General features: G+C 64.8%; 13 protein-coding genes. 7 read left to right on the top strand and 6 right to left on the bottom strand.

What is annotated here, in order from left to right:
• The first annotated feature begins 138 nt into the window (after positions 1–138).
• The 5 genes from ACRWQA_RS16335 to hemH all read left to right on the top strand — a co-directional run bounded on the left by ACRWQA_RS16335 (position 139) and on the right by hemH (position 5,252).
• On the top strand, positions 139–1,638 hold the full coding sequence (locus tag ACRWQA_RS16335; protein WP_434229387.1) for a carbohydrate porin: 1,500 nt from the start codon (positions 139–141) through the stop codon (positions 1,636–1,638).
• A 157-nt stretch (positions 1,639–1,795) separates the two neighbouring features.
• Positions 1,796–3,184 carry a replicative DNA helicase gene (gene dnaB / locus ACRWQA_RS16330; RefSeq protein ID WP_263582868.1) on the top strand — a complete coding sequence of 463 codons (1,389 nt, stop codon included), beginning with the start codon at positions 1,796–1,798 and terminating at the stop codon, positions 3,182–3,184.
• A gap of 77 nt (positions 3,185–3,261) precedes the next feature.
• Positions 3,262–3,555, top strand: a complete 294-nt coding sequence (locus tag ACRWQA_RS16325) for a hypothetical protein (protein WP_263582869.1) — start codon at positions 3,262–3,264, stop codon at positions 3,553–3,555.
• Positions 3,556–3,706: 151 nt separating this feature from the next.
• On the top strand, positions 3,707–4,009 hold the full coding sequence (locus ACRWQA_RS16320) for a DUF6482 family protein (protein ID WP_263582870.1): 303 nt from the start codon (positions 3,707–3,709) through the stop codon (positions 4,007–4,009).
• A gap of 169 nt (positions 4,010–4,178) precedes the next feature.
• On the top strand, positions 4,179–5,252 hold the full coding sequence (gene hemH, locus ACRWQA_RS16315) for a ferrochelatase (protein WP_434229385.1): 1,074 nt from the start codon (positions 4,179–4,181) through the stop codon (positions 5,250–5,252).
• A gap of 16 nt (positions 5,253–5,268) precedes the next feature.
• On the opposite strand, the gene ACRWQA_RS16310 is transcribed toward hemH, so the two are convergent.
• The 6 genes from ACRWQA_RS16310 to ACRWQA_RS16285 are packed head-to-tail and all read right to left on the bottom strand — an operon-like array spanning position 5,269 to position 11,104.
• Positions 5,269–5,661 (bottom strand): Na+/H+ antiporter subunit G, encoded by a 393-nt coding sequence (locus tag ACRWQA_RS16310; RefSeq protein WP_263582872.1) that lies wholly within the window; start codon positions 5,659–5,661, stop codon positions 5,269–5,271.
• A gap of 8 nt (positions 5,662–5,669) precedes the next feature.
• Positions 5,670–5,939: a K+/H+ antiporter subunit F gene (locus ACRWQA_RS16305; protein ID WP_263582873.1), complete on the bottom strand. Its 270-nt coding sequence runs from the start codon at positions 5,937–5,939 to the stop codon at positions 5,670–5,672.
• The gene (locus tag ACRWQA_RS16300) at positions 5,933–6,430 is read right to left on the bottom strand and encodes a Na+/H+ antiporter subunit E (protein ID WP_263582874.1); all 498 of its coding nucleotides are present in this window, start codon (positions 6,428–6,430) and stop codon (positions 5,933–5,935) included. Before ACRWQA_RS16300 ends, ACRWQA_RS16305 begins: the two co-directional genes overlap by 7 nt.
• Positions 6,427–7,935, bottom strand: a complete 1,509-nt coding sequence (locus ACRWQA_RS16295) for a monovalent cation/H+ antiporter subunit D (protein WP_263583925.1) — start codon at positions 7,933–7,935, stop codon at positions 6,427–6,429. Before ACRWQA_RS16295 ends, ACRWQA_RS16300 begins: the two co-directional genes overlap by 4 nt.
• Complete coding sequence (locus ACRWQA_RS16290; protein WP_263582875.1) at positions 7,932–8,273, bottom strand: Na+/H+ antiporter subunit C; 342 nt, start codon at positions 8,271–8,273, stop codon at positions 7,932–7,934. The genes ACRWQA_RS16295 and ACRWQA_RS16290 overlap by 4 nt, the downstream gene beginning before the upstream one ends.
• Positions 8,273–11,104, bottom strand: coding sequence for a monovalent cation/H+ antiporter subunit A (locus tag ACRWQA_RS16285; protein ID WP_434229384.1), 2,832 nt, complete (start codon positions 11,102–11,104; stop codon positions 8,273–8,275). Before ACRWQA_RS16285 ends, ACRWQA_RS16290 begins: the two co-directional genes overlap by 1 nt.
• 261 nt (positions 11,105–11,365) lie before the next feature.
• Here ACRWQA_RS16285 and ACRWQA_RS16280 point away from each other — a divergent pair, with 261 nt between their 5' ends.
• Positions 11,366–13,693 (top strand): putative monovalent cation/H+ antiporter subunit A, encoded by a 2,328-nt coding sequence (locus ACRWQA_RS16280; RefSeq protein ID WP_434229383.1) that lies wholly within the window; start codon positions 11,366–11,368, stop codon positions 13,691–13,693.
• Positions 13,686–14,117: a Na+/H+ antiporter subunit B gene (locus ACRWQA_RS16275; RefSeq protein WP_434229382.1), complete on the top strand. Its 432-nt coding sequence runs from the start codon at positions 13,686–13,688 to the stop codon at positions 14,115–14,117. Before ACRWQA_RS16280 ends, ACRWQA_RS16275 begins: the two co-directional genes overlap by 8 nt.
• Positions 14,118–14,127 lie beyond the last annotated feature (10 nt).

Genomic DNA, 14,127 nt, shown 5'->3' with positions numbered 1-14,127 from the left:
ACGCCGTTTCGCTTCAGGACAGGGCAGCAGGGCGGTCAAGGCATCATTGCGATGCTTGTCTTAAACGATACAGCGCCATGTCTCGCCCCTTCCTTCATATGAAAACAAACGAACATACAAACATAAAAGGAAACTGCGATGAAAACCGCCTTGCTACGAACCCCGCTTGTCGCTGCCGTGGCCGTGGCCAGCTTCGGCATGATGGGGCATGCCGTCGCCGATAGCGCCGACCTGGAGCAGCGCCTGCTGGAGCTCGAGAATCGTATCGCCGCCGCCGAGCAGCGTGCCAGTGCCGCGGAGCAGCGGGCAGAACTCGCCGAAGCCCAGGCCGAGGGTCGCCTGTCCGCGGAGGAGGTGGAGGAGCGCCTGGCCAAGGTGGAGCGTCAGGCCAGCGGCGAAGAGGGCTTCTCGTTCAACGTCTACGCGCGCTCGGGGCTGCTGCTGGGCGAGGATCGCAAGAGCATCGAGGGTGGGCCCTACGTGACGCCGGTCGGTGGGCTGGGCGGCGCCGTAGGCCGGCTGGGCAACGAGCCGGACACCTACGCCGAGGCCATTCTCAATTACCGCATGCAGTTCGACAACGGTGCCAAGGCGCTCTACCGCACCATGCTGGCCAGCGGCACCGAGACCAGCAACGACTGGGACGACGATTCCAACCTCAACGTGCGCCAGGTCTACGCCGAATTCAGCGACCTGCCGAGCTTCACCGGTGTCTTCGAGAACGCCTCGATCTGGGCCGGCAAGCGCTTCGACCGCGATAACTTCGACATCCACTGGCTCGACAGTGACTTCATCTTCCTCGCCGGTACCGGTGCCGGTATCTACGACATGCAGCTGGCCGACAACTGGCGTTCCAACTTCTCGCTCTATGGGCGCAGCTTCAGCGACTTTCCCGTCGATAGCGAAAATCCCGGCGATACCGGCTCTACCGATAGCCTGATCGTCACGTCCAACAACTACTTCGGCAACTGGCAGTGGATGCTCAACGGCCTGTCGGCTGCCGACAATGACGAGCGCGACATCGGAGAGAATCAGACCGCCGCCGACAGCGGTTTCCACACCATGGTGGCCTATCACGGCGACAGCTTCTTCGGTCTTGGCGAGGGTAACTTCAAGCTGGCGTTGCTGCACGGCCAGGGCCTGGGCGCTCAGGTCAAGGGGCTCGGCAGCGACGGCGATCTCACCGACGACGCCACCGCGACTCGTCTCGGCATCTACGGCACCACCTACGTGGCACCGAAGTGGCGCGTGGCGCCGGCGATTCTCGCCGAGACCAGCGAGGACCGCTACGTCGAGGGCGATCAGTACGACTGGGCCACTCTCAACGTGCGTCTGGCCAACGAGCTGACCGAGAACTTCGAGATGCAGTACGAGGCCAGCTACCAGTGGATGGATCTCGACCCTCAGGGCCGCAACGGCAACAGCGCGGCGGAAGGCGACTACACCAAGTTCACCATTGCGCCGACCTTCAAGCCCCAGGTGGGCGGCTTCTGGCAGCGCCCCGAGATCCGCCTGTTCGCTTCCTGGAGCGATTGGGACGAGGAGCTCAACGGCTACAGCGGCGATGACGCTTTCGGCAGCGAAGGCTTCACCGGTGGCCAGTGGAGCTTCGGCGTGCAGACAGAAGTCTGGTTCTAGGTTCAAGAGGGCCCGCCGGGGCGGGCCAAGCTCGCATGCTGTTTCGATCCCTTGCCGCGACCGGTTTCGGTCGCGGTTTTTGTCGTTTCGAAAGGTAGGGCGGGCCCCGGCCATCGGGTAGAATGGCACGGCCCGTTCCCATGAAGGTTGTTGCGCCATGAACGACACGCTCGAGCTCGACAAGGAAACCGCTGCGCTCAAGGTGCCGCCGCACTCGCTCGAGGCCGAGCAGTCGGTGCTGGGCGGCCTGATGCTCGACAACCAGGCCTGGGACAACGTGGCCGACCGGTTGGTGGCGGACGACTTCTATCGCTACGAGCATCGCCTGATCTTCAACGCCATGATCGGCCTCGCCGAGGCGGCCAGGCCGCTCGACGTGGTCACGCTTTCCGAGGCGCTGGAGCGACGCGACCAGCTCGACACCGTCGGCGGGCTTGCCTACCTGGCCGAACTGGCGCGCAATACGCCCTCGGCGAGCAACATCCGCGCCTACGCCGATATCGTTCGTGAGCGGGCCACCCTGCGCAAGCTGATTCGTGCGGCCAGCCAGATCGCCGACGGTGCCTTCAGCCCCCAGGGGCGGCCCGCCGACGAACTGCTCGACGAGGCCGAGCGGCTGGTGTTCCAGATCAGCGAGGAGCGACCCAAGTCGGGCGGCCCCATCGGCATGAGCGAACTGCTGGCCAAGGCGGTGGATCGCATCGACGAGCTGTTCAACATGAAGGGCGAGATGACGGGGCTCTCCACTGGCTTTCGCGACCTCGACGAGATGACCTCGGGCCTGCAGCCCTCGGACCTGGTGATCATCGCGGGACGCCCTTCCATGGGTAAGACCACCTTCGCCATGAACGTGGTGGAGCATGCGGTGATCTCCAGCGACAAGCCGGTGATGGTGTTCTCCATGGAGATGCCGGCGGATGCGTTGATGCTGCGTATGCTGTCGTCGCTGGGGCGCATCGACCAGACCCGGGTGCGTACCGGCCAGCTCGAAGACGAGGATTGGCCGCGCTTGACCTCGGCGGTCAACCTGCTCAAGGACAAGCAGTTGTTCATCGACGATACCGCGGCGCTGTCACCCAACGAGATGCGCTCGCGAATGCGCCGCCTGGTGCGCGAGCACGGTAACCTGGCGATGGTGATGATCGACTACCTGCAGTTGATGCAGATCCCCGGTTTCTCCGAGAACCGTACCGGTGAGATCTCGGAGATATCGCGCTCGCTCAAGGGGTTGGCCAAGGAGTTCGGCTGCCCGGTGATCGCGCTTTCCCAGCTCAACCGCTCGCTGGAGCAGCGTCCCAACAAGCGCCCGGTGATGTCGGATCTGCGCGAATCGGGCGCCATCGAACAGGATGCCGACGTGATCGCCTTCGTCTATCGTGACGAGGTCTACAATCCGGATAACCCGGACAACCAGGGGCTGGCCGAGCTGATCATCGGCAAGCAGCGTAACGGCCCCATCGGTACGGTGCACATGGCCTTCATCGGCAAGTACACCCGCTTCGAAGACCTGGCGCCGGACAGCTACGGCGAGGCGTTTGGCGAATGACCATGGGCGGCGCTTGAGCCTCTCGTCCGGGCCCGTATAATGCCGACCCCCCGGCAGTCGTTTTTCGAGGAGTGAACATGGTAGGCGGATTTCGGCGCGGCAAGCGCCAGCGCACCCCCAAACTGGAAGCGCGCGGCGAACTCCAGTCGCTGGAGCGTGAAGGGCCGTTCAAGGAGTGGCTGGGCATGCCGGATCTCTATCGCTTCCACATCGTCGTCGACGGCGAAGCCTACAGCTACCAGACCGAGGACGCCGAACTCGCCGTGGCAGTCGGCGACCGGGTGGTATTCCGCTACAAGGAAACCAAGGCAGGCAAATGGGTCGACCGCAACTCCCTGGCCAAGGCGATCGATCCCTCCGACTATCAGTAGTCGAAGTGCGACCTTGGGGAACCCTCCTGACGCCAGCGCTGTCATAAAATGAATATGCCAGCGTCATGTAGATCACATCGGGCACAGTCATGCTGTGCCCGATGCATATCCAGCTGGCATCAACGGATCATTCCTGGACATGGAGGGAACCATGGAATTCGAGCAACTGAAGAGCTTCGTCACGCGACACGATAATTTTGAAGTGCGTGTCATCACCCATTCCGGCAGCCGCTGCTACCAGGTCGAACTGGAAGACATGGAGGGAGGGCGCCATCTCCTGACCCATCGCGGCAAGCCAACGGTCTTTCGCTCACTGGAGGATGTCTATCTCGAGTTGCAGCGCGCCGGCATCCACCGCGCTTTCCTGGTACAGCACGTGCCGCAGGACGAGGTGATTGGCCGAGAGGCACACTACCGCGACCCGCTTACCTCACGCATGCCGCTGGTTTTCTAGAGAAACGATAAGTAGTGCTTCCTCGCCATGCGGCAGTACGGACAGCCTGCCCGGGCGATTTCTTGATCCAAGTTATACAAATCATATTCATAGTATAAGTTCATGCCCCGCGCGCTCCTCGCCTGATACAATGACCGCTCCTTTATCTCACCCATGAGGAGCGCAGCGCATGTCCACATCGCAAGTGGAGCCGGGAGTGGTGGGGCGGCAGCGCCCTGCTCACGCGCCGGCGGACCATCCCGCGATTTTGCAGTCCAAGGTAGGCGTCGTGCTGGCCAACCTGGGCACGCCGGACAGCACCGACTACTGGCCGATGCGGCGCTATCTCAGCGAGTTCCTCTCCGACAAGCGAGTCGTCGACTACCCGAGCTGGAAGTGGCAGCCGCTGCTGCAGCTCATCATCCTGACCCGTCGGCCGTTCAAGTCCGGCGCGGCCTATCGCAGTATCTGGAACACGGCAAACGACGAGAGCCCGCTGCTGACCATCACCCGTGCGCAGACCCACAAGATGGCCGAAGCCCTGGCGGCACGTCACGGCGACCGGGTGGTCGTGGATTTCTGCATGCGCTACGGCAACCCTTCCACCGACAGCGTGCTGCGCCGGATGCAGGCCGAGGGCTGTGAGCGCATCCTGTTCTTTCCGCTCTACCCGCAGTACGCCTCACCGACTACGGCCACGGCCAACGACCAGGCGTTTCGTACGCTGATGAAGCTGAAGTGGCAGCCGGCCATTCGCACCGTGCCGGCCTATTTCGAACACCCTGCCTATCTCGAGGCATTGGCCAACTCGGTGCGCGATGCCTATGCCGCCGCCGATACACCGCCGGAGGTGCTGGTGGCCTCCTACCACGGTGTACCCAAGCGCTTTCTCATGGAGGGCGATCCCTACCACTGCCAGTGCCAGAAGACCACGCGGTTGCTGCGCGAACGGTTGGGCTGGGAGGAGAGTGCCGTCCAGACCGCTTTCCAGTCGCAGTTCGGTCCCGAGGAGTGGGTCGGGCCGCCGACCGTGGATCACGTGGCGGAACTGGCGCGCCAAGGCAGGAAGCACATCGCGGTGGTCTCGCCGGCGTTCTCCTCCGACTGCGTGGAGACCCTGGAGGAGATCAACGAGGAGATCCGCGACAGCTTCCTGGCCGCTGGTGGCGAGCGCTTCACATATGTTCCCTGCCTCAATGACCGCGACGACCATGTCGCTGCGCTGCTGGCGATCGCCGAGAACGAGTTGGCCGGCTGGCTGTAGCCCGCCAGTCCGTTACTCAACCATGACCTCGGTCGGGGTGGGGCACGGGTTTCTCGCCGATCTCCTCGGGGCGTAGCTCGGGTGGGCGTCCGCCGGTTTCGTCGATGTGCTTGAGCTGCATGTGCAGCCCGGTCTTGGCCAGCAGGTGGGCACTCACCGGGGCGGTGATGAACAGGAACAGCGTGATCAGCATCTCCTGAATGTCGGGTTTGCCCTGGGTGACCCAGAAATAGAGCATCGAGGCGATCAGCATACAGCCGATGCCCAGGGTGGTGGCCTTGGTGGGGCCATGCAGGCGCATGTAGAAATCGCGCAGGTGGGCCATGCCCAGCGAGCCGATGAAGGCGAAGATACCGCCGGCGACGAGGAAGAAGGCGATCACGCCCTCGAGGATCACGTACAGGGTCATGCGGCCTCCTATTCGATGATGTCGCCGCGCAGCAGGTACTTGCATACCGCCACGGTGCTGATGAAACCGAGCATGGCGATCAACAGCGCCGACTCGAAGTAGGTCTTGGTATTGAGCCATAGCCCCATCAACACGATCAGGGCGATGGAGTTGATGTACATGGTGTCCAGCGCCAGGATGCGGTCGGGCATGTCCGGTCCCACCGCGAGACGATAGACGTTGAGCAGCAGGGCAAGGACCACCAGGGTCAGGCTGGTCGTCAGCGCAATGTCTAGCATTCGTAGATCTCCTTCAGCGGCCGCTCGTAACGCTCACGGATATGCGCAATCAGTGCCGCCTCGTCCTTTGCGTTCAGGGCATGGATCAGCAAGGTCTTGCCATCCAGGCGCAGGTTGGCCGACACCGTCCCCGGCGTCAGGCTGATGGTGTTGGCCAGCAGCGTGATGGTGAAGCGCTCTTTCAGCATCAGCGGGTATTCCACGAAGTGCGGATGCAGGCGACGGCGCGGATTGATGATCAGCCAAGCCACCTCGATATTGGCGATCAGGATGTCACCCAGCACACGCAATACGAAACGCAGCAGCAGCCAGGGCTTGGCGATACGCGGCTGGGCATCCCAGAAACGATGGGTCGCCAGCGGAATAACCACGGCCAGGAAGCTGCCCAGCAGTATCTGGCCGAAGGCCAGGCTGCGCACCAGCAGCAGCCAGACCACGAGCAGCAGAATCGAAAACAGTGGCGTCGGCAGCCAGGAGCGAGGCTTGATCATCGGACATCTCCCGCGTTGGGCAGCAGTGCATCGATCATGAGCTGAGGGTTGGCCAACTGGTCGGCGGTGGCGTTGGTGTAGTCGCTGACCGGGCCGGCCAGTAGCACCAGTAGTGGTGAGGCGGCCAGCAGCCAGGCGACACCGAACCACTTGCGCCAGGTCAGTGGCTCTCCGGCAGGCTCGCCCTGGCTGCGCCAGAACAGCGTGGAGCCAGCACGCGACAGCGCTATCAGCGAACACAGCCCCGTGAGCAACAGGATCGGCCACAGCCAGGGTCGTTGGCCACTCTCGGCTGCGGCCAGCAGCAGGGCCTTGCCGATGGCGCCGGAGAGTGGTGGCAGGCCGGCCACCGACACGGCACCGAGGAAGAATAGCACCGCCAGCCAACCGCCCTGCTGCAGCGGGCGTCCCCGCACCAGGCGGGTACCGGCCTTGCCGCGCTGTTGTCCGATCAGTTCGGCCAGCAGGAACAGTCCGCCGGTGATCAGGGTGGTATGGATCAGGTAGTAGAGCAGGGCGGAAACCGCTCGCGGCGAGCCCATGCCGATGCCGGCGAGCAGCGTGCCCACCGAGACCAGTACCAGATAGGCCACCAGCAGGCGCAGGTCGCGTGCGGCCAGCACCCCGATGCCGGCGGCAACCAGGGTCGCCAGCGACAGCCACCAGACCCAGGCCTGCTCCAGGTTGGCCAGCGGTCCCGCGGCGTCGCCGAAAATCAGCGAATAGACGCGCAGGATGGCGTAGATGCCGACCTTGGTCATGATGGCAAACAGCGCCGCCACCGGCGCCGGTGCCGCGGCATAGGTGCGCGGCAGCCAGAAGTAGAGCGGCAGCATGGCAGCCTTTAGCCCGAACACCACCAGCAGCATCAGGCCACCGGCGGTAACCAGCCCGGCCCGCTCGGCGGGCAGCTCGGCGAGACGCGCCGCCATGTCCGCCATGTTCAGGGTGCCGGTAGCGCCATAGAGCACGCCCACGGCGATCAGGAACAGCGCGGAGCCGGCCAGGTTGAGCACCACGTAGTGCACCCCGGCCTGGATGCGTGCCTTGCCGCCGCCGTGCAGCAGCAGGGCATAGGAGGCCAGCAACAGCACCTCGAAGAAGACGAAGAGGTTGAACAGGTCGCCGGTCAGGAAAGCCCCGTTGATCCCCATCAACTGCCACTGGAACAGGCCGTGGAAATTGCTGCCGCGCTCGTCGTCGCCGTCGCAGGCGAAGACCACCGCACCCAGTGCCAGCACGGCAGTGAGCAGTACCATCAGGGCCGATAGGCGATCGAGCACCAGCACGATGCCGAAGGGAGGCTGCCAGTCGCCGAGGGCGTAGTAGGTGACTTCGCCGCCTGCCGCCTGGCTGACCAGGGCGATGCCAACCAGTACCAACAGGGCGGTACTGCCGACGCCGATCAAGCGCTTCAGCTCAGTGCCGCCCAGGCGACGGTACAGCAGCAGGATCCCCGCCACCAGGGGCAGCACGATGGGCAGAACGATGAGGTGCGTCATCAGCTGCGTCCCTCGTCGTCATGCGAGCGGCCATCGACGTGGTCGTTGCCGGCCTCGCTGCGTGCACGCATCGCCAGGATCACCACGAAGGCAGTCATGGCGAAGCCGATGACGATGGCGGTAAGCACCAGCGCCTGCGGCAATGGATCGGCGTATTCACCGCCGCCATTGACGATGGTCGCCCCGTCGGTAGTGAGCCCGCCCATGGAGAACAGGAAGAGATTGACGGCATAGGAGAGCAGGGTCAGGCCGACGACGACCGGGAAGGTGCGGCCACGCAGGGTCAGGTAGAGCCCGCAGGCGGTCAACACGCCGGTAGTGATGGCGTAGAGGCTTTCCATCAGGTGTTCTCCTTGCTGGGGCGCGTCGTGGTGTCGACGGAGCTCTCGACGGGTTCCTTGGCTGGACGATGGGGCGTGGTGACCTTGCCCAGGTTGGCCAGGATCATCAGGGTGGCGCCCACCACGGCGAGATAGACGCCGAGGTCGAACAGCATGGCCGTGGCCAGCTCGAAGTCGCCTGCCAGCGGCAGGTGGAAATGGCCGAAGGCCGACGTCAGGAAAGGGCGGCCGAACAGCCAGCTGCCGAGGCCGGTCAGCGTGGCGATGCCGACTCCGGCGACGGCCACCGGCTGATACGGGAAGTCGAGCCGCTGCTGCGCCCATTCCACGCCGCGTGCCATGTAGAGCAGGATCAGCGCCACGGCGGTGATCAGGCCGGCGATGAAGCCGCCGCCGGGAAGATTGTGGCCGCGCAGGAAGATGAAGGCGGATACCAGCAGGGCCAGTGGCAGCAGTGCCATGGAGATGGAGGTGAGGATCGCCGGGTAGCGGTCCGGCGACCATAGCCGCCCCTCGCCATCACTGTGCGGCATGTACAGACGCAGCCGATTGAGCAGCTTGAAGATGGCCAGGCCCGCCAGTGCCAGCACGGTGATCTCGCCCAGGGTATCGAAGCCGCGGAAGTCCACCAGGATGACATTGACCACGTTGTGGCCGCCGCCGCCGGGCACGCTGTTTTCCAGGAAGAACCCCGAGATCGGCGCATTGTCGCGGGTCAGCACGGCATAGTTGAGGCTGGCCACCACCAGGCCGAGCGAGCCGGCCAGGACGATGTCGCGCAGGCTGCGGCGATTCGAGGATTCCGGCGGCGTCTTCTGCGGCAGGAAGAACAGCGCCAGCATCAGCAGGATCATGGTGACCACTTCCACCGAGAGCTGGGTCAGGGCCAGGTCTGGGGCGGAGAAACGAGCAAAGGTCAGCGATACCACCAGGCCCACCACCGACAGCAGCAGCAGCGAAACCAGGCGATAGCGATGCGTGATCGCGGTGCCGAGGCCACCGAACAGCAGCAGGCCGGCACCCAGCAGCAGGATGCCATCCAGGGGTTGGTTGCCCTTCTCCCCGGTGAGGCCGGTCATCTGCGCGAGCCCCAGCGCGCCGGCGAGCAGGGTGGCGAGCAACAGCCAGGTCATGTAGCGCTGCAGCGAAGCACCGTCGAACCAGGCCAGTCCGGCTTCAGCGGCATTGCCCAGGCGCTGAACGGCCGACTCGAAGACGAACCGGGCGTCGACCGGACGAAAGCTGCGCACGAAGCGCCGCAGATCCGCATGGCGCCAGTAGACGGCCGCACCCGCGACCAGTGCGATCAGACTCATGATCAGCGGCAGGTTGATGCCGTGCCAGATCGCCAGGTGAAAATCGAGCGGCTCGCCCAGCGCTGCCCGGGTGGCCGGGGCGAGCAGTCCTTCGGCCATCACCGGCACGAGCCCTACCGCCACGCAGATCGCCACCAGCAGCTCCACGGGAGCGCGCATCAGGCGTGGTGGCTCATGGGGTGCCTTCGGCGGCGGCTCCTGAGCGGGCTTGAAGAAGACCGCGTGAACCAGGCGCAGGGAGTAGGCGACCGAGAGAATGCCGCCCAGCGTGGCCAGCGCCGGCAGCAGCCAGCTCAGCCCGCCCAGTACCGGCGTGGCCAGGGTCTCGGTGAAGAACATCTCCTTGGAGAGGAAGCCGTTGAGCAGCGGTACGCCGGCCATGGCGGCTGCGGCCAGGGTGGTCAATAGGGCGGTCACCGGCATGGCGCGGCGCAGCCCGCCCAGGCGACCGAGTTCGCGGGTACCGGTCTCGTGGTCGATGATACCCGCGCTCAGGAATAGCGCCGCCTTGAAGGTGGCGTGATTGAGGATATGAAAAAGCGCGGCGAGCACGGCCATGGGACTGCCGATCCCCAGCAGCAGGGTGATCAGACCCAGGTGGCTGACGGTGGAGAAGGCCAGGATCCCCTTGAGGTCGGTCTTGAGCAGCGCGAACCAGGCACCGTACAGCAGCGTGGCGGCACCCACCAGCGAGACCGTCACCGACCACAGTGCGCTGTCGGCAATGGCCGGGTGCAGCCGCGCCATCAGGAAGATGCCCGCCTTGACCATGGTCGCCGAATGCAGATAGGCCGAGACCGGCGTCGGTGCTGCCATGGCGTGCGGTAGCCAGAACTGGAACGGGAACTGGGCCGACTTGGTGAAGGCACCCAGCAGTACCAGCACGAGCATCAGCGGATAGCGTGGGTCGGCGACGATGAGGTCGCCGCTCGCCAGCACCTGGTCCATGGAGTGACTGCCCACCATGTCGCCCAACAGCAGCAGGCCGGCGAGCAGGGCGAGGCCGCCTGCGCCGGTCACGGTCAGGGCCATGCGCGCGCCCTTGCGCGCCTCGCTCTGGTGGGACCAGAAGCCGATCAGCAGGAAGGAGGAGATGCTGGTCAGTTCCCAGTAGAGCCACAGCAGGATCAAGTTGTCCGCCATGACGATGCCGACCATGGAGGCCATGAACAGGATCAGGTAGGCATAGAAGCGGCCGAAAGGCTCCTCGGGCGAGAGGTAGAAATGCGCATAGAGCAGGATCAGCAGGCCGATGCCGAGGATCAGCAGGTTGAACAGCAGCGACAGGCCGTCCAGCCGAAAGGCCAGCTCCAGGTCCAGGGCGGGCAACCACTCCAGTGAGAAGCGCAGCGCTGCGTCCGCCGCCAGCGCCGGCCACTGGACCAGGACCAGTAGCAGGGCGAGGGCCGGTAGCACGGCAGTGGCCAGCGTGCAGAAGCGTCGGCCTCGGTGCGCGCTGAGCATGGGCACCAGCATGCCCAGCAGCGTTAGCAGGGGTATCCACAACAGTGTCATCGTTCGCTCATCCTGCTCGGGTCCGTGAGGAGAGGGGCATAGTTTGCCTACGGGACGGAAGGACGCAAGCATCAAGCGTTTGTTTCCCGTCCTTGGGCCCGAAGGTTCTTATAATGCCGCCTCCCGCCATGTCAACGCAAAGCGGGTAACCTTTGTGGTTCCTTGCCATTCAATACCTTGTCTCTATAAAGTGGACGGCGACGAACCGGTGGGAGCGATGCCTTGGCGTGGCTCCATCCAATAACTGGGGAGGGGCGCCGTATGCAGCTGGCCGTACTGGGTGGCTTCGTGGTGGCGGGGTTGGCGCCGCTGCTGCACCGATGGTTCGGTGATCGAACGCCGCTGGTGATAGCCCTGCTGCCAGCTTCCCTGGCCGCCTGGCTACTCGGTCAGTGGCCGACGGTGACGGCGGGCGAAGCGCTGCTGATCGAGTGGGCCTGGGTGCCGGGGCTCGACATCACGCTGAGCTTCTTCATCGATGGTCTATCCTGGCTGTTCGCCATGTTGATCACGGTGATCGGTAGCCTGGTGCTGGTGTATACCGGCGACTACCTGCGTGGCCATCGTGACCTGCCACGTTTCCTGGTCGTGCTCACCGCCTTCATGATGTCGATGCTCGGCCTGGTGCTGGCCGACAACCTGGTGACCCTGTTCGTGTTCTGGGAACTCACCAGCATCACTTCCTTCCTGCTCATCGGCTTCAATCACGCCGACCTGTCAGCGCGCAAGGCTGCGCAGCAGGGTCTCTACGTTACCGTTGGCGGTGGGCTGGCGCTGCTCGCCGGCTTCGTCATGCTGGCCATGGCCGGGGACAGCTGGTCGCTGGCCGAACTGACGACACGGGGCGAGGCGCTGCGCGACCACGCTCTTTACCTGCCGTTGCTGGTTTGCCTGCTGATCGGCGCCTTTACCAAGTCGGCCCAGTTTCCGTTCCATTTCTGGTTGCCCAATGCCATGGCGGCACCGACGCCGGTCTCGGCCTACCTGCATTCGGCGACCATGGTCAAGGCGGGGATCTATCTGCTGGCCCGGCTGCATCCGGCCCTGGGCGGGACCGAGGCCTGGACGCTCAGCCTGTCGCTGGTGGGAGCCATTACCATGGTCACTGGCGCCTTCCTGGCGATCCATTACACCAACATCAAGATGCTATTGGCCTATTCGACGGTCATGGCGCTGGGCACCCTGACGTTGCTGCTTGGGCTCGGCACGCCAGGGGCGCTGGTCGCGTTCGTGGCCTTCCTGCTGGCGCACTCCCTGTACAAGGGGGCACTGTTCCTGGTGGCCGGCATCCTCGACCACGAAACCGGCACCAAGGACGTCACCCATATGGGTGGGCTGCGCCATGTGATGCCACGCACCGCCGCGGTGGCTGCCGTTGCCGCTCTGTCGCTGGCCGGCATGCCGCCCCTGATGGGTTTCGTCGGCAAGGAGCTGATGCTCGAGTCGGCGTTGGCCGCCGAGCATTATCGCGTGGTGATCGTGTCGCTGGCCTTCGTAGCCGCCTTCCTGACCCTGGCGGTTGCGGCCATCGTCGCCCTGCGGCCCTTCTTCGGCCCCGCTCGGAAAACGCCACGCTCGCCCCATGAGCCTCCGGCGGGCATGCTCTTGGGGCCGGCCCTGCTGGCCGGGCTATCGCTGCTGTTCGGCCTGGTGCCGGGGTGGCTCGACGACCTGGTGGCGGTAACGGTGGGCGGGATCGGTGCCGCCGATCACGATGTACACCTGGCGCTGTGGCACGGCATCAACCTGCCGCTCGTGCTGTCACTGGCGAGCCTGGCACTGGGGCTGGCGGTGTGGCACCGCTGGGATCGCCTGCGGGCGCACCTGGCCCGGTTCAGGCCGCTCATGGCGCGCGGGCCCGAAGCCGGCTACGAGGCGCTGATGGCGGGGATGGTGGCTGGCGCCGAGTGGCAAACACGCATGCTGCAGAACGGGCATATTCGCAATTACCTGATCGTGACTCTGCTGACGCTGCTTGGGTTGGTGGGGCATGCCCTGTTCTTTCGCCACGCGCCTAGCCTCGATGTGGACCTTGATCTCTACCTGCACGAGGCCATGGTCGCCGGCCTGATGGTGGCCGGGGCGGTGGCCGCCTGCGTCATGCGCTCGCGCCTGGCGGCCGTCGCTGCGGTGGGCATCATGGGCTTCTCAATCGCCCTGGTCTTCGTCCTGTTCAGCGCACCGGACCTGGCCATCACCCAACTGCTGGTGGAAACCCTGACGGTTATCCTGCTGGTGCTGGTGCTGTTCCGGCTGCCGCGCTTCGCCACCCTCTCCACGCCCACCGAGCGCATTCGCGACCTGGTGGTGGCAGGCTTGGCCGGGATCCTGGTCACACTGTTGATGCTCGCGGTGCTGGCCGGCGAGCGGTTGTCGCGCATCTCCGACTACCTGGTCGCCAACAGCCAGCCGCTGGGGCACGGCCACAATATCGTCAACGTCATCCTGGTGGACTTCCGCGCTCTGGACACCCTGGGCGAGATGTTCGTGCTGGCGCTGGCGGCCATAGGCGTCCTGGCCATGCTGCGCTTCCACGCCGAGGAGAGCAGTGCCGGGCGCACCCCGACTCGGGAGCGTGACGATGGTTAGATCGGGCACCTTGATACTCAGCGTGGCGGCGCGTCTGTTGCTGCCGCTGCAACTGTTGTTTTCGTTGTTCCTGCTGCTGCGTGGCCATGACGAGCCGGGCGGCGGCTTCATTGCCGGACTGGTGGCGTCGGGCGCCTTCGCGCTCTATCTCTTCGCCTACGGCGGGCGGGCCATGCACGCCATGCTCAAGGTCTCGCCCCGTGACCTGATCGGCGTCGGGCTGGCGCTCGGCGTGCTCTCGACCCTGCCGGCGTGGTGGCAGGGCGAGCCGTTCTTCACCGCCCAGTGGTGGACGGTCCCGGTGATCGACTTCAAGGCATCGACGCCGCTGCTGTTCGATATCGGCGTCTATCTCGTGGTGCTGGGTTCCGTACTGACCGCCATCACCGCCCTGGTGGACACCGACAGGGAAGACGATGCCTGATAACGAGGAG

The sequence above is a fragment of the Billgrantia sp. C5P2 genome (assembly GCF_051062895.2).
Note: the sequence above shows the minus strand (reverse complement) of the source record. Positions and strands in the feature narration are given on the sequence as shown.

Bases quoted from the DNA above. Each gene is read 5' to 3' on its own strand.
- ACRWQA_RS16280 (WP_434229383.1), top strand. From the start codon at position 11,366: ATGCAGCTGGCCGTACTGGGTGGCTTCGTGGTGGCGGGGTTGGCGCCG.
- ACRWQA_RS16285 (WP_434229384.1), bottom strand. From the start codon at position 11,104: ATGACACTGTTGTGGATACCCCTGCTAACGCTGCTGGGCATGCTGGTG.
- ACRWQA_RS16325 (WP_263582869.1), top strand. From the start codon at position 3,262: ATGGTAGGCGGATTTCGGCGCGGCAAGCGCCAGCGCACCCCCAAACTG.
- ACRWQA_RS16335 (WP_434229387.1), top strand. From the start codon at position 139: ATGAAAACCGCCTTGCTACGAACCCCGCTTGTCGCTGCCGTGGCCGTG.
- ACRWQA_RS16320 (WP_263582870.1), top strand. From the start codon at position 3,707: ATGGAATTCGAGCAACTGAAGAGCTTCGTCACGCGACACGATAATTTT.
- ACRWQA_RS16290 (WP_263582875.1), bottom strand. From the start codon at position 8,273: ATGGAAAGCCTCTACGCCATCACTACCGGCGTGTTGACCGCCTGCGGG.
- ACRWQA_RS16275 (WP_434229382.1), top strand. From the start codon at position 13,686: ATGGTTAGATCGGGCACCTTGATACTCAGCGTGGCGGCGCGTCTGTTG.
- dnaB (WP_263582868.1), top strand. From the start codon at position 1,796: ATGAACGACACGCTCGAGCTCGACAAGGAAACCGCTGCGCTCAAGGTG.
- ACRWQA_RS16310 (WP_263582872.1), bottom strand. From the start codon at position 5,661: ATGACCCTGTACGTGATCCTCGAGGGCGTGATCGCCTTCTTCCTCGTC.
- ACRWQA_RS16305 (WP_263582873.1), bottom strand. From the start codon at position 5,939: ATGCTAGACATTGCGCTGACGACCAGCCTGACCCTGGTGGTCCTTGCC.
- hemH (WP_434229385.1), top strand. From the start codon at position 4,179: ATGTCCACATCGCAAGTGGAGCCGGGAGTGGTGGGGCGGCAGCGCCCT.
- ACRWQA_RS16300 (WP_263582874.1), bottom strand. From the start codon at position 6,430: ATGATCAAGCCTCGCTCCTGGCTGCCGACGCCACTGTTTTCGATTCTG.